At 35.4% G+C, this 15,610-nt stretch carries 20 protein-coding genes; 9 read left to right on the top strand and 11 right to left on the bottom strand.

The window, feature by feature from the left end:
• Position 1: 1 nt before the first annotated feature.
• Both D8M03_RS05385 and D8M03_RS05380 read right to left on the bottom strand, forming a co-directional pair.
• A complete protein-coding gene (locus D8M03_RS05385; RefSeq protein ID WP_121213750.1) occupies positions 2-364 on the bottom strand; it encodes a spore coat protein in 363 nt (120 codons plus the stop codon).
• 14 nt (positions 365-378) lie between these two features.
• On the bottom strand, positions 379-588 hold the full coding sequence (locus D8M03_RS05380) for a spore coat protein (protein ID WP_121213749.1): 210 nt from the start codon (positions 586-588) through the stop codon (positions 379-381).
• 193 nt (positions 589-781) lie between these two features.
• Between D8M03_RS05380 and D8M03_RS05375 the strand changes: the two genes are divergently transcribed.
• Entirely contained in the window at positions 782-1,390 is a 609-nt protein-coding gene (locus D8M03_RS05375; protein WP_121213748.1) for a biotin transporter BioY, read from the top strand.
• Positions 1,387-2,391, top strand: coding sequence for a biotin synthase BioB (gene bioB, locus D8M03_RS05370; RefSeq protein WP_121213747.1), 1,005 nt, complete (start codon positions 1,387-1,389; stop codon positions 2,389-2,391). Before D8M03_RS05375 ends, bioB begins: the two co-directional genes overlap by 4 nt.
• Positions 2,392-2,420: 29 nt before the next feature.
• Here bioB and D8M03_RS05365 read toward each other — a convergent pair whose 3' ends face one another.
• Positions 2,421-2,876, bottom strand: a complete 456-nt coding sequence (locus tag D8M03_RS05365) for a DinB family protein (RefSeq protein WP_121213746.1) — start codon at positions 2,874-2,876, stop codon at positions 2,421-2,423.
• Positions 2,877-3,268: 392 nt separating this feature from the next.
• Between D8M03_RS05365 and D8M03_RS05360 the strand changes: the two genes are divergently transcribed.
• Positions 3,269-4,057 carry a DUF2935 domain-containing protein gene (locus D8M03_RS05360; RefSeq protein ID WP_121213745.1) on the top strand — a complete coding sequence of 263 codons (789 nt, stop codon included), beginning with the start codon at positions 3,269-3,271 and terminating at the stop codon, positions 4,055-4,057.
• A gap of 123 nt (positions 4,058-4,180) precedes the next feature.
• Entirely contained in the window at positions 4,181-4,360 is a 180-nt protein-coding gene (locus tag D8M03_RS05355) for a hypothetical protein (RefSeq protein ID WP_121213744.1), read from the top strand.
• Positions 4,361-4,434: 74 nt separating this feature from the next.
• Here D8M03_RS05355 and D8M03_RS05350 read toward each other — a convergent pair whose 3' ends face one another.
• Positions 4,435-4,617 (bottom strand): hypothetical protein, encoded by a 183-nt coding sequence (locus D8M03_RS05350; protein WP_121213743.1) that lies wholly within the window; start codon positions 4,615-4,617, stop codon positions 4,435-4,437.
• An 89-nt stretch (positions 4,618-4,706) separates the two neighbouring features.
• The gene (locus tag D8M03_RS05345; RefSeq protein WP_121213742.1) at positions 4,707-5,822 is read right to left on the bottom strand and encodes an NADH-dependent flavin oxidoreductase; all 1,116 of its coding nucleotides are present in this window, start codon (positions 5,820-5,822) and stop codon (positions 4,707-4,709) included.
• Between the two features lie 183 nt (positions 5,823-6,005).
• Here D8M03_RS05345 and D8M03_RS05340 point away from each other — a divergent pair, with 183 nt between their 5' ends.
• The gene (locus D8M03_RS05340) at positions 6,006-6,398 is read left to right on the top strand and encodes a hypothetical protein (RefSeq protein ID WP_121213741.1); all 393 of its coding nucleotides are present in this window, start codon (positions 6,006-6,008) and stop codon (positions 6,396-6,398) included.
• Positions 6,399-6,421: 23 nt separating this feature from the next.
• Positions 6,422-7,657, top strand: a complete 1,236-nt coding sequence (locus D8M03_RS05335; protein ID WP_121213740.1) for a multidrug effflux MFS transporter — start codon at positions 6,422-6,424, stop codon at positions 7,655-7,657.
• Positions 7,658-8,265: 608 nt separating this feature from the next.
• Here D8M03_RS05335 and D8M03_RS05330 read toward each other — a convergent pair.
• A complete protein-coding gene (locus D8M03_RS05330) occupies positions 8,266-8,736 on the bottom strand; it encodes a YuzC family spore coat inner layer protein (protein WP_121213739.1) in 471 nt (156 codons plus the stop codon).
• A gap of 162 nt (positions 8,737-8,898) precedes the next feature.
• The gene (locus tag D8M03_RS17665; protein ID WP_170148385.1) at positions 8,899-9,075 is read right to left on the bottom strand and encodes a hypothetical protein; all 177 of its coding nucleotides are present in this window, start codon (positions 9,073-9,075) and stop codon (positions 8,899-8,901) included.
• Positions 9,076-9,232: 157 nt separating this feature from the next.
• Between D8M03_RS17665 and D8M03_RS05325 the strand changes: the two genes are divergently transcribed.
• Together D8M03_RS05325 and D8M03_RS05320 are read left to right on the top strand one after the other, a co-directional pair.
• Positions 9,233-9,673 carry a helix-turn-helix domain-containing protein gene (locus D8M03_RS05325; RefSeq protein ID WP_121213738.1) on the top strand — a complete coding sequence of 147 codons (441 nt, stop codon included), beginning with the start codon at positions 9,233-9,235 and terminating at the stop codon, positions 9,671-9,673.
• Positions 9,666-10,838, top strand: coding sequence for a macrolide family glycosyltransferase (locus D8M03_RS05320; protein WP_121213737.1), 1,173 nt, complete (start codon positions 9,666-9,668; stop codon positions 10,836-10,838). Before D8M03_RS05325 ends, D8M03_RS05320 begins: the two co-directional genes overlap by 8 nt.
• Before the next feature lie 40 nt (positions 10,839-10,878).
• Here D8M03_RS05320 and D8M03_RS05315 read toward each other — a convergent pair whose 3' ends face one another.
• Entirely contained in the window at positions 10,879-12,204 is a 1,326-nt protein-coding gene (locus D8M03_RS05315) for a Glu/Leu/Phe/Val family dehydrogenase (protein ID WP_281272148.1), read from the bottom strand.
• 272 nt (positions 12,205-12,476) lie between these two features.
• Here D8M03_RS05315 and D8M03_RS05310 point away from each other — a divergent pair, with 272 nt between their 5' ends.
• On the top strand, positions 12,477-12,674 hold the full coding sequence (locus D8M03_RS05310; RefSeq protein ID WP_121213736.1) for a hypothetical protein: 198 nt from the start codon (positions 12,477-12,479) through the stop codon (positions 12,672-12,674).
• 105 nt (positions 12,675-12,779) lie between these two features.
• On the opposite strand, the gene qoxD is transcribed toward D8M03_RS05310, so the two are convergent.
• From qoxD to qoxB, 3 genes are read right to left on the bottom strand one after another with little or no spacing between them, the layout of a single operon-like run.
• Positions 12,780-13,061: a cytochrome aa3 quinol oxidase subunit IV gene (gene qoxD, locus D8M03_RS05305; RefSeq protein ID WP_121213735.1), complete on the bottom strand. Its 282-nt coding sequence runs from the start codon at positions 13,059-13,061 to the stop codon at positions 12,780-12,782.
• Position 13,062: 1 nt separating this feature from the next.
• Positions 13,063-13,659 (bottom strand): cytochrome aa3 quinol oxidase subunit III, encoded by a 597-nt coding sequence (gene qoxC / locus D8M03_RS05300; protein ID WP_121213734.1) that lies wholly within the window; start codon positions 13,657-13,659, stop codon positions 13,063-13,065.
• On the bottom strand, positions 13,659-15,605 hold the full coding sequence (gene qoxB, locus D8M03_RS05295; RefSeq protein WP_121213733.1) for a cytochrome aa3 quinol oxidase subunit I: 1,947 nt from the start codon (positions 15,603-15,605) through the stop codon (positions 13,659-13,661). The genes qoxC and qoxB overlap by 1 nt, the downstream gene beginning before the upstream one ends.
• Between the last annotated feature and the right edge of the window lie 5 nt (positions 15,606-15,610).

The raw sequence follows: 15,610 nt of genomic DNA, 5'->3' as shown, positions 1-15,610 counted from the left end.
ATTATTTTTTTGGTGGAGTTGGGAACATTCCTTTTCGGTTCATGTTCTTTGGGAATAGGTCAAGACTGGCAATACTGATGGCGTTTTCCGCTGCTTTGATATCCAGCTCTTTTTGGTGAGATAATTCATAAGGTTTTAACCATTCTTTTTTCTTCATTAGTTCTGAAGTCTCTAAATATAAATCAATTAACACATCGAGTTGGGTTCTCAATAATTTTTGTAGGGCAGGGGAAGCCGTTTCAGTAAGTGCAATGGAAAGAGTACGGACACCGGTTTTTAAAGATAACAGTAACTCTAATGCCACTCCAGAATCTGTTAACTCCGGCATATTGATTGAATTAATAGGATCTAAATAATCTTCCATTTGAATTCCTCCGATTAATATTCTAGCTCTGATTTTTCGTAAAGTTTAATCATGGCTTTTAAGGCAGGAGTTGATAGTTTAACGTTTTTTTCTAACAAGTCTCGTAAATCATCATCAAAAACGACACCTTGACTTAATTTTGATTTTAATAAACTCGTTGTCATAAAGTTAATCACTTCATGAAATTCCATCGTTTCGTGAAGTGCAAGTTTTTTCTCAAACATGATAAAAATCCTCCTTAAAGTATCTTTCAAAAGGCTACCCGATAGGTAAACCATTTATTCAATGGAAAGGTAATGTCTATTAAATTAATACAAGTTTTGGTTTTAAGTTAACCTAAAATAAAAATAGGTTGACATAAATATTTATAATCTTTAGAATTACTAATATACAAAATTAATTTCTTGAGGTGGATGCATGACAACAGAGACTGTTCAATCTAAACCAAAACAAAAACAAAAATTAAGAACGGTGGAGCTAGTATATTGTGGGCTTTTTGCGACACTTATGATGATTGGCGCAAACATTACTTCTTTTGCACCGTTTATGGTGATCGGTGGGGTACCGATTACATTACAAGCATTTTTTGCAATTTTAGCAGGACTTATTTTAGGTAGTAGATTAGGTGCGATTTCCGTGACAGTTTATATGTTAATTGGATTAGCAGGTGCTCCGGTTTTTGCAAGATTTAGTGGCGGCTTCTCACAAATCTTAAGTCCTACTTTTGGATTCATTGTAACGTTTATTTTAGTAGCATTTTTAGTTGGCAAAATGGTAGAAAAACGACCAACAAAAACAATGTTTATTACTGCAGCGATAATTGGAACATTAGTAAGTTATCTACTTGGCACTAACTGGATGTATGCTGCATATATGTTATGGTTCGGTGCTCCAGAAGGATTTTCTTATTCAATGGCTTGGCTTTGGATGATGCCACCGCTACCTAAAGATTTAATATTAGCTATTTTTGCAGGAATTTTCGGCTACCGCATACAAAAAGTATTGAAAGTGGGGAAAACGAGATGAATTACGATGCTTTAGCTACACAAGTTTTAGAAGGCTATGAGTTAACAGATGAGGAAGCATTGGCAATATTAAATAGTCCAGATGAAGACCTATTGCCACTTCTTCATGCAGCTTATAAAATACGCCGTAAGTTTTTCGACAATAAAGTTAAACTGAACATGATTATTAATACAAAATCAGGACTTTGCCCAGAAAACTGTGGCTATTGCTCGCAATCAATCGTTTCCAAAGCACCTGTAGAAAAGTATGCCATGATGAAACAAGAAGAAATCGTGGCAGGAGCTGAGCGTGCTGCATCATTAAATGTAGGAACCTATTGCATTGTTGCTAGTGGACGTGGACCGGTAAATAAAGAGATTGATATTGTTGTAGATTCAGTAAAAACAATTAAAGAAAAACATCCTGAAATGACGATTTGTGCGTGCCTAGGAATTTTAAAACCAGACCAAGCAGAGAAATTAAAAGAAGCGGGTGTAGACCGCTATAATCACAACATTAATACATCTGCCAATCATCATAGTAATATTACAACGTCCCATACTTATGAAGACCGCGTAAATACTGTTGAATTAGCAAAAGAAGCAGGAATCTCTCCATGTTCTGGTGTAATTATCGGAATGCGAGAATCAAAAGAAGACGTCATCAGTATGGCGAGAAGTTTACGTGCTTTAGATGCCGATTCTATCCCAGTGAATTTCTTAAATGCCATTGATGGTACACCTTTAGAAGGAACAAAGGAATTAAACCCACGCTATTGTTTAAAAGTGTTAAGTTTATTCCGATTTGTGAATCCTTCAAAGGAAATACGCGTTTCAGGTGGTCGTGAAGTAAATCTCGGTACACTACAGCCATTAAGTTTATATCCAGCAAACTCTATTTTCCTAGGGGACTATTTAACAACAGAAGGACAACCTGGGGAACAAGATAAAAAAATGTTAGAAGATTTAGGATTTGAAATCGATTTAGAACCACTTAATAGGGAACCACAAATTACTTGTTAAAAGATAAACCGCCTTGTTAAACAGGGCGGTTATTTTTGTAATTCGATTAAACGTTTTAAAATTTGAATTTGACCTAAGTGTAATGATTCGTGGAATGCACCGAAAGCAGCTAATTCACCAACTGTTTTATTGCCGATAAACGGTTTTTCCAGTTCAATCTCGAATGAGTCATCGGAAATTTGGTTGATGCGTTCTAGTTGTTCTTGTAATTTTACTAGAATATCTTCAACTGAAGGTACATCATTTGTCCAATCAGCTGGTTTTGTCCCACCTGCAAAGTGTTGGCCGTAGTTTTCTGGTAGATTTTTTTGTCCATTAAACAGGAACAATTCACCAGCTGTTAAAATGTGCCCAATTTGCCAATGGATATTGTTATTAAATCCTTCTGGAACAACGTCTAGCACTTCAGGAGAAACACCTTCTAATAAACTCAAAATGTTTTTTCTAGTAACTGCGAATTGTTTTTTAATTAATTGACTACCCAAATGAATTCCCTCCTCTTTCTATTGACAATATACCAAGACCACCAATTTAAGTCTAGCAAACTATCTTCGAAATAATCAGAAAATATAAGTATCTGTTCGTTAAGATAAATAATGATAGCGCATTTGTAATTGGATAGATCATTTATGACTTCGAAAAGTATAATCTTTTTTAATAAAAATAGGTTTATATAAAACGGAAAATAATTGAAGGAAGTAATTTTGAAATAATATATAGAGGTAAAAAAAGTACTCAAGTTGAACTATTCTAATTAGTCTATAGGGATTATTTCAAAAAATATTTTGTTCAAAATTTAAAAATTATTATTTTAAAAATAATATATTTTGAAAAATATTACATATACATGTAGGGAGTTGATACAAGGAGGGATTTTGTGGCTAATCCAATTGTTGCAAGGTCATTAGATGAAATTCAATTTTGGTCTAGAATTATGAAAGAGCACGCGTTATTTTTGTCATTAGGCTTTACACATGATCAAAAGAATTTAGTAGCAGAAGCACAACATTATATTAACGTTTTTGAAAGGGTTGAGGAGAAGTTAAGTAAGTTTTCCCAGAACTCTGATATTCAACAGGTTAAAGCATTCAATACAGAGGTTTATCAACATGCGGTCAATATCTGGGCATTTAAACGAAAAGTTTTAGGCCTAACATTGCGTTGTGAAATCATTAGCAATAACTATCCATTGTTAGTTGACCATATCAGTAGGGAAGCAGCGTATTTTGCTAATCGCTTAAAAGAACTAAATCAAGGGATATTGGCACCAAGACCAGATGCGATCATTAAGGAAAATGTCTTCTTCTTAAGAATAATGGCTGACCATGCAAAATTTATTGGACATCTTTTAGACCCTTCTGAACGAAAATTAGTAGACCAAGCAAGGGAGTTTAGTCATGATTTTGATCAATTGCTGTTCCAGGCGATGGATCTTGATTCAATGCGCCCTCAATCTGAAACAAAACCGATTTTAAGTCAGTTTTTAGACCAGAACCGGGTATCCGTTAAGTCTCTTAGAGATTTTAAGAAAACGGCTCGAGAATTAATTGAAGCTTGCCGTATTAAAAGCAATATTCACCCTTTACTGGCTGACCATACATTTAGAGAAGCAGAAAGGTTCTTAGAAATTATTGATCTATATGAAGCGACTTTAAATAAAATTTAATATGTTGGTCAAAAACGTTAATTCCACAAAGGGATTAACGTTTTTCTTTTGAAACGGAACGATACTTAAGTGTATAAAATTAACCTTCTGACTCACAATAATGAGCGTGGAGGTGAATTGAAGATGGTGAAAAGAAAAAATAAACAAAATCAATTTGCGAATAACCATGAAGAGTTTGGTCTAGAAGCGGAATTTAACAACAATCGTGAAGAATTCGGCGAAGAAATTGATTTTAATCGTAGCCGTAACCGTGATGAATTTGCCAACCAAGAACAAAAACATAATAGACGTAAAAATCGTTAACTATATAAAACCTCGAAATTTTTTCGGGGTTTTTCTATGTAGAAAAGGTGAGTTTAGAAAGACTCACCGAAAGATTAAGCCATACCACCTTGATTTTCGTCCATTTTATTAATGACTTCCTCAAGGGATAACTTTTTTGAATTGTTTTTATTAGGATGTGATACAGTCATTAACCCAAATTCTTCATTTGGTTTTAAACGAACTGTATTGTTTGCTACCTCTAAAGGGTTTCTCTTTAACTTAAATTTCTTTCGCATTGTACCATCTCCTTTCTCGACTAATATGAGTATTTTTTTGAATAATTATGTACATAAAAAAGACCCTTATAAAAAAGGGCCTCAAGCATTTATGCAATAGGGAACCAACCTGGTGTATTCATGATGACTTTCCAGAAAGGATCTGGAATGACAAGTTGCTCTTGCATGTCTTTATTCAATTTCGTAATAATTTCATTTTCTTTTCCTTCTGCCACTTTTTGTACCCAATCTGGATCAATGATGAGTTCTCTTCCAAGGGCTACAAGTGGAACACCAGTATCTAGTGCTTTTTGGGCATCATCAACAGTTTGAATTTTACCAACGCCGATTAATGGGACTCTATCATTTATTGTTTCTAGAAGATATTCAATACGTGTTTTGGATGTATCATTGATGCCGCGTTTTGCAGTAGAGAAGAAGTGATGTAAGGAAACATGTAAATACGTAAGGCCTTTATCCGCTAAAGCGTCTACCAATTTAAGGGTATCTGCCATTGTAATCCCTGGAGTTTCCTTTTCTTCAGGAGAAAAACGATAGCCAATAATAAAGGATGAATCTGCATATTGGTCCACGACACTTTTTACTTTATCGACAAGCGCTAAAGGGAACGTCATTCGGTTTTCCAGGCTTCCCCCAAATCGATCTTCTCGTCGATTAGAATGAGGTGAGAAAAACTGTTGTACTAGATAGCCGTTTGCACCATGAATTTCAACGCCATCATAACCTGCTTCAATTGCGCGGCGAGTCGTTTCACCAAATGCTTCGATAATTTCTTCTACTTCCGACTCTGTTAAAGCTCTTGGAATATTAGAAGAACCTTCAGCAGGGATATTACTTGCACTAACAATTTCATTATTTGGAACAAGCTCAGGTGGACATAATCTTCCACCATGGAAAATTTGAAGAACAGCTTTTGCCCCTTGCTCTTTAATAGCATTTGCTATTTTTCGTAGACTAGGAATCATTTCATCCCGATCTCCAGCAAACTCACCATGGAATCCTTTGCCGTTAGCTGTGACATTCGTACAAGCTGTAATTACCATACTAACCCCACTTGAACGTCGTGCATAATACTTCACTTCATCTTCTGTTACTGTTCCATCTGGATTAGAGGACCAGTTTGTCATTGGAGCCATAATAATACGATTTTTTAATTCAACGCCATTTGGCAATGTAAAAGGTGAGAGTAAGTTATTCGTATTCATCTTTTTTCCTCCCTTTGTTCAATCCACTGTTATCGTATAAAAAATCTATCTGTTTGTATATTAAAATGCTTTTCTAATTTTTTTATTAAAAATATGAAAGTTTGAATTTTGCAAAAATAAGATTGCTAATTAACAAAAAGTTTCTTATTATTTTTTGTAGAACAAAAATTAGTGAGGATGAATATGAAGGAGCTAACTTTTACTTCTTTTGAGGAATATAAAGATTATATTCAAAAAAAGATGAATCAAAAAGCAAAAAATCGGGGATTGGAAGGGGAGGAAAGAGTACAATTTATCAATCAACGAATCAATGAAGCTTTAAAACTATGGGAAGAAAATAATTTTCAACAATCGATTGAAGAAGATGGCTTTGTTTTAATAACAGTTTGGCGCGATGAAGAAGGAGTAAGAAAAATTAGAAGAGGTCGACCAAAAAAGCCAGAGTGTGAGAAGTTAAAGCATTCCATTCATGTTCGGTTAGATGAAGATACATACAACAAACTACATCAATATTGTGATAGTAAGCAATTAGATAAATCTGAGGTTATTAGAAACTTAATCAATCAACTTAATTGATTGTTTTGAAGGAGGTTTAAAGAATGGATTCTGTGGATCATCAACCAATTAAAACGAAACGGTTAAAACTAGCGGCAATTTTAGGTTCATTGGCTGCATTTGCACCATTATCGATAGATATGTATTTACCTGCTCTTCCACTTATAGCAGAACAATTTAACACAACGCCATCCCTTGTACAACTGAGTTTAACCTTTTTTGTAGTTGGAATGGCATCGGGACAATTAATTATTGGGCCTTTAAGTGATGTACGTGGAAGACGAAAGCCTTTACTAATCGGTTTAATTATTTATAGTATTGCTTCATTATTATGTGCATTTTCAACGTCGATTTGGGGCTTCATTTTACTACGATTTATTCAAGGATTCTCTGGTGCTGCGGGGGTTGTTCTATCCCGTGCGATTGTTCGGGATATTTATTCTGGTATCGAATTGACGAAATTCTTCTCATTGTTAGCGTTAGTGAATGGTGTTGCACCAATTCTTGCACCGATTTTAGGTGGGATTATTTTACTTTTAGCCCCTTGGAATGCTGTGTTTATTATTTTAAGTGTCATTGGTGTAGTGATGTTTATCTTAGTTTTAACGAGTTTACCAGAATCACATGCTGAAGAATTACGAACTGAAGGTGGAGTTAAAAAGACATTCATCACATTTAAACAATTATTCTTAGATCGTAGTTTTATCGGATACGCACTACCGTTAGCATGTGTTTTTGGATTATTATTTGCATATATTTCGGGTTCTTCTTTTGTATTGCAAGAGGTTTATGGAACAAGTCCTCAAACATTCAGTCTCATTTTTGCTGCAAATGGCGTGAGCATTTCCATTGCAGCGCAAGTTACGGGTAGAGTCGCTGGACGTTTTGGGGAATCAAAATTATTAGTAACAGGTATCTTACTTGCATTCGTTTCATCGAGTGTCTTACTGTTGTTACTTATATTAAAAGCTAGTTTAGTATTCATTTTGCCACCATTATTATTAGCGGTAGCGAGTATTGGTATTGTGAGTACAACAGGTCAATCGTTAGCATTACAAAACCAGGGGAAAATTGCTGGAAGTGCTGCAGCGTTAATCGGAGTTCTTCAATATGTGATTGCTGGAACAGTTGCACCGTTGACAGGAATCGGTGGAAATCCTGCCATCGCCATGGGCTTAGTAATGGCACTTTCAAGTTTTATTTCGATTGTATTTTTTGTACTGATTGTAGGTTTAGGCAACTGGAAACTTCGACAAGATCCAAAGTCTGAATCGGTTTAATTTAGGATTTATGAGAGCGTTAATCTTTTAAAGATTAGCGCTTTTTATTATTTGTGTGGATTAAGCGGATAAAATACGAAATTTAGAGGGAGTTTAAAGAGGGATTGTATTCATACAAGCAAAGAATACAAAAATAAGTGGAAATTGAAGTAAAAATTGTATTCACTTTAGTGATGAATGCAAAATTTTAAGGGGAATAAGTGAAAGAATGTATTCATACCTGTGATGAATACAAAAATCAGTGTAAATCAAAGGGAAAATGGTATTCACTTTAGTGATGAATGCAAAATTTTAAGGGGAATAAGTGAAAAAATGTATTCATACCAGTGATGAATACAAAAATCAGTGTAAATCAAATGGAAAATGGTATTCACTTTAGTGATGAATGCAAAATTTTGAGGGAAAACAGTGAAAAAATGAATTCATACTAGTGATGAATACGTAAATCAGTAAAAATAGAAGTGAAAATGGTATTCATTCTAGTGATGAATGCAAAAAATTAAGTGTAATTAAGAAGAAATGGTATTCAATCTCAAGTTAAGCGAAAGACACAAAAACTAACTAAAGCAACTAACCAATTACCTAAAAGAGTTAGTTGCTTTTATCATTTATCGCCATTTTAGAACAATGGATAGTTTACAGCAGTCTGAATCTGCAATTTGGGATATAAATTCTAATCGTAAACTATCTGGAGTATAAAGAACATCTACATCCGATTCGATGCCAATCGATTTAATTAATTTTTTCACTTCTTCACTTTGCGATTGTTGTGCGTGGTCCATTAATTGTTTATCAAAATCTTTCGATGAAGATAGTCTTTCAAGAACTATACTAGCATCTTTCATTAATTTTTTTGTTTCGTTTGCGGAATCGTATAACTGATTTGGGTCTACTTCGGGATATGGATTTTGATTTCCTGGGTTTTGTTGATTTCCTGGGTTTTGTTGATTTCTTGGATTGGGTTGATTCATTGGTTGTTGTACAAATCTATGATTCATATTTGGTCTTTGTAGTATTGGTCGATAAGCCATTGGGTGATATGGAGAGTGAAAATACTGCGGTTGATAGAAGTAGTACATTCGCAACCCTCCTTTTCCTGTGGTAATCTCTTACAAAAGTCCATTTAAGCTTATCATATGTATTTATTAAACTATTTAATAGGACTTTCACCAATATATAGTATGAAATTAATTAATTTCCCTTTAAAAGTACGTGCTGTATTTCTACAGCACATTATAGGATTAGTGAATTTGATCATCCTCTTGAGACGCAATCACATCATAATCTTCCAAAATGGTGCTAAAGTCAAAACCTTTTTCTTCCATAATATTTTCTAAATAGGATTTACATTGGTTTAGTTGGCTTTGCATGGAATTTAACATGGCATACATTTTAAACAGTGTATTTTTATCATCCATATTTGTTTCTCCTTTCTATTAAGTACATCTTCTCCGTAAATTAAGAAATTTATGTATTTCATTTTGCCACGATTTTTAACACAAAATGTATTTGAATCTTGATAGAAATTCAAGGGAAAGTTTTATATAGTAAGCAATATAAGGAGTTGTCATCGATATGATTGGTATGAATATACGATTATTGCGCAAAAAACGTAAACTAAGTCAGGAGATGCTTGCCGAAAAAGTAAATGTATCTCGCCAAACGATTGCAAAGTGGGAAAGTGAAGAAGCTTTACCTGATATTGAAAAGTGTAAATTACTAGCTGATCTATTTCAGATTACATTAGATGAATTATCGAGGGATATGTCGGAAGAAGAAATACAACATTTAGGACCTAAGGGAAAGCACTTTTTCGGAGTTGTAAAGGTTGGAGAGCGCGGGCAAATTGTCATTCCTAAACAGGCGAGGGAACGCTATCGCATCAAACCAGGTGATAAATTAATTGTGTTGGGTGAAGATGAAACAATGGGACTTGCTATTTTAAAAAGCGAACAAATTCTAGAATTTGCTGAAATAGTTCGAAACACGAAAGCAGAAGGGGATGTAGATGAGTAAAATAGTATTTTTTTCGATTCCAGCCCATGGTCATACAAACCCAACAATACCGGTTGTTGCTGAGTTAGTGAAAAGAGGTAATGAGGTTCGCTATTATTCCTTCAACGAGTTTCAAACGAAAATCGAAGGCGCGGGAGCAAAGTTTGTTTCATGTGATGAATTTTTACCACCAATCACAGAACAAGAAATTGCTAAAAAAGCAGGAAAAGATTTTACATCTTTGATAGAGATGCTTGTTGATACTACTATTGCAATGGATCAAAAAGTGTGTGCTGAATTAAAAAAGCTACAGCCAGATTGTATTGTTAGTGATTCGTTATGTGTTTGGGGGAAACTATTTGGCAAAAAGTTAAACATTCCTTATATTTGCTCAACGACTTCTTTTGCATTTAATAAACATACAGCTAAATTAATGAAACGAGGAATAAAAGAAATATTTAACATGATTTTTGGGATGCCAAAGATTAATAAAAAAATACAATTACTAAGAAGTCACGGGTATGAAGTCGATAATTTTGTCTCCCTAATTGAAAATGATAATAATACGAATACCATCGTTTATACTACGAAAGATTTTCAACCTATGGCAGAGACTTTTTCTGAAAAGTTTAATTTTGTAGGTCCATCTATTGAATTTACTGAAAAGATGATTCCAAAAAAGAATAAGAAGGTTGTCTATATATCTTTAGGTACTGTACTTAATCAAAATGAAAATTTCTACTTAAATTGTATTCAAGCTTTTTCTAATAGTAGCTATGAAATTATAATGTCTGTTGGAGAACAAACGAACATTGCCTCACTCGGAAACCTTCCTGACCACTTCACCGTGAAAAATCGAGTAAATCAAATTGAAGTTTTACAAAGGGCAGATGTTTTCGTTACACATTGTGGAATGAATAGTGTAAATGAAAGTTTGTATTTCGGAGTGCCAATGATTTTATATCCGTTCCATAGCGAACAACAGCTCGTAGCAAAAAGGGTGGAAGAGCTTGGAGCAGGAGTTTATTTAAAAGGAATTGGTGAGAAACATTTTGTTAGCGCGGTAGAGGAAATTTTCGCAAACGAAAAATACAAAGAGAATGCTGTTAGGCTTTCGGAAAATTTCAGAAATGCTGGTGGTGTGAATAAAGCGGCCGATATAATATTAGAACTTGCTCAAAAATAAGTAAAGCATTCGCGCTCACTTACGCGAATGCTTATTAACTTTAAGCTTTACATTTAAATGGCATTGACCAATCATTAATCCAACCACGAGCTTGGAAGGCTTCTGCAATTCGTCCAACACCTACGATATATGCAGCTTCACGCATATTCACTTGCTTTTCCTCATGCATTTTGTGTACGTCTTCAAAAGCATAAATCATTTTTTCTTCTAATTTTGTATTTACTTCTTCTTCTTTCCAATAATAACCCATATTGTTTTGAACCCATTCAAAATAAGAAACCGTTACACCACCAGAGTTACATAGGATATCTGGAATGACGAAAATTCCTTTTTCATTTAAAATCCGATCACCTTCTGGGGTAGTCGGTCCATTCGCAGCTTCAGCAACAACTTTTGCTTGTATTTGTGGAGCAGTTTTTTCTGTAATTTGATTTTCCAATGCAGCTGGAACTAAGAAATCAACTGGTAAACCAAACAATTTATCACTGTCGAAGCTTTCTGCACCAGGGAAATCGACAACGGATTTTGTTTCAGCGACATGTTGTCTCAAACTAGGTATATCAATGCCGTTTTCATTATAGATACCGCCTTTAACATCGGTAATTGCTATAATTTTAACTCCAAGCTCATGTAGGAATTTTGCTGTCATACTACCCACATTTCCAAATCCTTGGATAGCAGCAGTTGCACTTTCTAATGGAATATTTAACTTTTTCGCAGCTTCTGCAATGGAAATCACTACGCCACGTCCAGTTGCTTCAACACGACCTTGTGAACCACCAACTATAATTGGTTTTCCTGTAATAAAACCAGGTACATTATATCCACGCAAACGATCATATTCATCGAGCATCCAACCCATAATTTGTGGGTTTGTATTCACATCAGGAGCCGGAATATCCTTTTCTGGACCAATGATTGGTGTGATGGCTCGGATATAGCCACGGCTTAAGTTTTCCAACTCGCACTGTGATAATTCTCTTGGGTCAACAATCACGCCACCTTTACCACCACCAAAAGGTAGACCTAGAATAGCGGATTTCAGAGACATCCACATAGAAAGTGCCTTGACTTCATCAATGTTTACTTCTGGATGGAAACGAATTCCACCTTTAGCAGGGCCCAGAATGTCCGAATGGTGGGAGCGATAACCCGTAAAGTTTTTGATTGTTCCATCATCCATTCTTACAGGGATGGATACTTCTAATACGCGAATAGGTTTTTCAAGTAATCGATATACATCCTCTGTTAATCCCAATGCTTCGACGGAATTTTTTAGAAGGGACTTTACAATTTCATAGGGATTTTCATTTGCGTTTGCAGTTATTGGAGCTTCCACTTTAGATTCAGGAACTTCTTTCATCATAGTCAAAATATATTCCCCCAATTATTGATAATTTGATAAAGGTTAGGAAACATAGTTAATCAGCAGTAGTTTTTTCATTTTCTAAAAAAATATACATTTCGTTAAATAATAATATTATGTAAACTAAATGAGTTACGGATATTTCAATTAGAAGGGGAGTTTATTGAAGTAAAATAATTTACCATAAAGTTGTGACTTTTTTGTGAACAACTCTCATATATTAATAGAAAGCTAGACAATCCAAAAACGAGCAAAACAGGGAGTGACCGAAGATGTTCAATTATTTTAGATACCTTGCTGCAACTGTTGCCATTGCTGGGGTTGTGCTTCTTGTTTTAAGTTTCTTTGTAAGCGTTTCAATATGGTTTGGGATTGAATTAGTCAAAAGCGGGATATTTCTATATATGTTCGGTTTATTTATGCAGTTGTTTGAACATGAGAGTAGTAAGAGAAGAGTTGAGAAGACTTAGGTATTTTTGGAGATGAAAAAAGAGCCAGACGAATTAGTCCGGCTCTTTTTAGTTTTATATCTAGCTACAGCACTCAGTATCTCGAGGTCACTTTTGCATTTGGTTTTACATATCCCAAATTAAGATTAGTAATGATCCAAATACAGTAACGATTGCAATTATTGCACCGTAGAAAATAGTTGTATAGATGGAACGGCCATCTTTTGATTCGCCAGCATGCATGAACACAACTAGCTGTAAAAATGCTTGAACAAAAGCGGTTACTAATAAAACTGTCATACCTACTGTAAAGGACATATCAGTGAAATACACTAATAGGGCAACTACAGTTAGAACGAGTGAAAAGACAAAGCCCATCACCTGTTTAGCAGGGAATAATTCTTTCATATTACATCATTCCTTTCAGATAGACGAAGCTGAAGATGAAAATCCAAACAACGTCTAAGAAATGCCAATACAGTGAGAAAATAAATGCTTTATTTGCATTTTGTGGTGTTAATCCACGTTTGATTACTTGAATGATAATGAATGTTCCCCAGAATAACCCTAAAGTTACGTGGGCACCGTGCGTACCTAATGTTGTCATTAAAGCAGATGTAAATGCACTAGTTTGATATGTTGCACCAATGTGGTAGTAGTGCATAAATTCATAAATCTCTACTCCAAGGAATCCTAAACCAAGAAGAAGGGTGATACCGAAAAATGCAAGCATCGCATTTTTACGACCAAGTCTCATTGCATGAATTCCAAGACCAATCGTGAAACTACTTGTTAAAAGCACAAATGTTTCAATTAATACCGGTGTAATTTCAAACATGTCAGCAGGAGTAGGGCCAGAACCCGTACGACCTGCTAATGTGAAATAGGCTGTGAAAAGTGTAGCAAACAGCATAATTTCGGCACCAAGGAATATCCAGAAGCCTAAAATATTTAATTGATTTTGATCAGTGCTATATTCTAAAGGTTGTGAGTGATCGATCTTCATTATTTAGCACCTCCCAATTTTTTTTCCGTTTCTTCGATTTCTTCAACATGGATATGGTATCCGTGATCTAATTCGAATGAACGTAGACCCATACAGATGAAAATTCCGATTAATGCGATTACTGCAGGTACCCATAATGCAAAGACAAATGAGAAACCAGCAACAAAGAAAATAGCACTCATTACAAACGGTACACCGCTGTTATTCGGCATATGAATTTCTTGATATTCACCTTTGAATAATTGGTGTCCTTTTTTCTTTGAATCCCAGAATGCTTCACTTGAATTAACTTGTGGCATTCTAGCAAAGTTATAAACAGGAACTGGAGTATGAGTTGCCCATTCTAAAGAGCGAGCGTCCCATGGGTCACTACCAATATCACGTGGTGAGTTTTTGAAACTATAGTAGATGTTCCATACGATTGTTACGAAACCAAGTGCCATTAAACCAGCACCAAAGAATGAAACCATATTTAATGGACCGAAACCTGTTGCTTCAGAATATGTGTACATACGACGCGCTTGACCGTCTAAACCAGTGATATACATTGGGAAGAAGGCAAGTACGAAACCGATTGATAATAACCAGAAAGTCGATTTACCGATTTTTTCATTTAACATAAAGCCGAAGAATTTAGGCCAGTAGTATGTTAAACCAGCTAACATCGCGAATACTACACCAGGAATAATCGCGTTGTGGAAGTGAGCTACCAAGAACATTGTATTATGGTATTGATAGTCCGCCGCAGACATCGCAAGCATAACCCCTGTAACCCCACCAATTACGAATAGTGGGATAAATCCGATTGAGTAAAGCATTGGAACGGTAAAGCGAATTTTCCCTTTCCACATTGTAAATAGCCAGTTGAATATCTTAACCCCTGTAGGAACAGAGATAGCCATTGTTGTAATAGAGAAAATACTGTTTGTAAGTGCACCTTGACCCATTGTGAAGAAATGGTGAGTCCATACTAAGAATGATAGTAGGGAGATAATAACCATCGATGCAACCATTGATTTATAACCATAAAGGTTTCGGCTTGAGAACGTTGAAATAATTTCACTATATAAACCGAATGCAGGCAAGATTAAGATATATACCTCTGGATGTCCCCAAACCCAGAAGAAGTTTGCCCAAAGCATGTCCATACCACCGTTACCAGTAGTAAAGAAGTTCGTACCGAATAAACGGTCAGTTGTACCCATGATTAACGCAACTGTTAATACAGGGAAGGCGAATACGATAATTACGTTTGCGATAAACGCAGACCACGTGAACATCGGCATTTGCATTAATTTCATGCCAGGAGCACGCATTTTTAAAATTGTCGTAATCATATTAATACCAGTCATTAAGGAACCGATACCAGAAATTTGAATCGCAATCATGTAGTAGTTCGTACCAACGGAAGTACTGAAATCATTCCCAGCAAGAGGGAAGTAAGAAGTCCAACCAGCGTCAGGAGAACCACCGACAACGAATGAAATATTAAATAACATTGCACCAAAGAAGAATAGCCAGAAGCTTAGTGCATTTAAACGAGGGAACGCTACGTCACGTGCCCCAATTTGTAATGGAACGATTAAGTTCATGAAGGCGAAGATAAAAGGCATCGCCATGAAGATAATCATAACAACCCCGTGAGTTGTAAAGATTTCGTTATAGTGTTGTGCGTCTAACAGTTTAGCTTCAGGTGTAGCTAACTGAGCACGCATCATAATGGCATCTGCGCCACCACGGAAAAGCATGAGAATCGCAGAAAGTAAATACATAATCCCGATTTTCTTATGGTCAACAGTCGTTAACCACTCACGCCATAAGTAACCCCATTTTTTGAAATATGTTAAACCAACAACAATCCCAATTGAAACTAATGCAATAGCAACCATTGAAGCGTAAATCGCTGGACTTGGATGAGGTATGGCGAATCGTTGAAAGAATTCCATTCCTT

Origin of the sequence: Ureibacillus endophyticus (assembly GCF_003628435.1) — a bacterium.
In the GTDB taxonomy this organism is placed as follows: domain Bacteria; phylum Bacillota; class Bacilli; order Bacillales_A; family Planococcaceae; genus Ureibacillus; species Ureibacillus endophyticus.
The sequence above is the reverse complement of the archived record's forward strand: the minus strand, read 5'-3'. Positions and strand labels throughout refer to the sequence as shown.

Coding starts and splice junctions, on each gene's coding strand:
- D8M03_RS05325 (WP_121213738.1), top strand. CDS start 9,233: ATGATTGGTATGAATATACGATTATTGCGCAAAAAACGTAAACTAAGT.
- qoxD (WP_121213735.1), bottom strand. CDS start 13,061: ATGAAAGAATTATTCCCTGCTAAACAGGTGATGGGCTTTGTCTTTTCA.
- D8M03_RS05355 (WP_121213744.1), top strand. CDS start 4,181: ATGGTGAAAAGAAAAAATAAACAAAATCAATTTGCGAATAACCATGAA.
- D8M03_RS05335 (WP_121213740.1), top strand. CDS start 6,422: ATGGATTCTGTGGATCATCAACCAATTAAAACGAAACGGTTAAAACTA.
- D8M03_RS05345 (WP_121213742.1), bottom strand. CDS start 5,822: ATGAATACGAATAACTTACTCTCACCTTTTACATTGCCAAATGGCGTT.
- D8M03_RS17665 (WP_170148385.1), bottom strand. CDS start 9,075: ATGGATGATAAAAATACACTGTTTAAAATGTATGCCATGTTAAATTCC.
- D8M03_RS05320 (WP_121213737.1), top strand. CDS start 9,666: ATGAGTAAAATAGTATTTTTTTCGATTCCAGCCCATGGTCATACAAAC.
- D8M03_RS05350 (WP_121213743.1), bottom strand. CDS start 4,617: ATGCGAAAGAAATTTAAGTTAAAGAGAAACCCTTTAGAGGTAGCAAAC.
- D8M03_RS05340 (WP_121213741.1), top strand. CDS start 6,006: ATGAAGGAGCTAACTTTTACTTCTTTTGAGGAATATAAAGATTATATT.
- D8M03_RS05310 (WP_121213736.1), top strand. CDS start 12,477: ATGTTCAATTATTTTAGATACCTTGCTGCAACTGTTGCCATTGCTGGG.
- qoxB (WP_121213733.1), bottom strand. CDS start 15,605: ATGGAATTCTTTCAACGATTCGCCATACCTCATCCAAGTCCAGCGATT.
- bioB (WP_121213747.1), top strand. CDS start 1,387: ATGAATTACGATGCTTTAGCTACACAAGTTTTAGAAGGCTATGAGTTA.
- D8M03_RS05380 (WP_121213749.1), bottom strand. CDS start 588: ATGTTTGAGAAAAAACTTGCACTTCACGAAACGATGGAATTTCATGAA.
- D8M03_RS05375 (WP_121213748.1), top strand. CDS start 782: ATGACAACAGAGACTGTTCAATCTAAACCAAAACAAAAACAAAAATTA.
- qoxC (WP_121213734.1), bottom strand. CDS start 13,659: ATGAAGATCGATCACTCACAACCTTTAGAATATAGCACTGATCAAAAT.
- D8M03_RS05330 (WP_121213739.1), bottom strand. CDS start 8,736: ATGTACTACTTCTATCAACCGCAGTATTTTCACTCTCCATATCACCCA.
- D8M03_RS05385 (WP_121213750.1), bottom strand. CDS start 364: ATGGAAGATTATTTAGATCCTATTAATTCAATCAATATGCCGGAGTTA.
- D8M03_RS05315 (WP_281272148.1), bottom strand. CDS start 12,204: ATGATGAAAGAAGTTCCTGAATCTAAAGTGGAAGCTCCAATAACTGCA.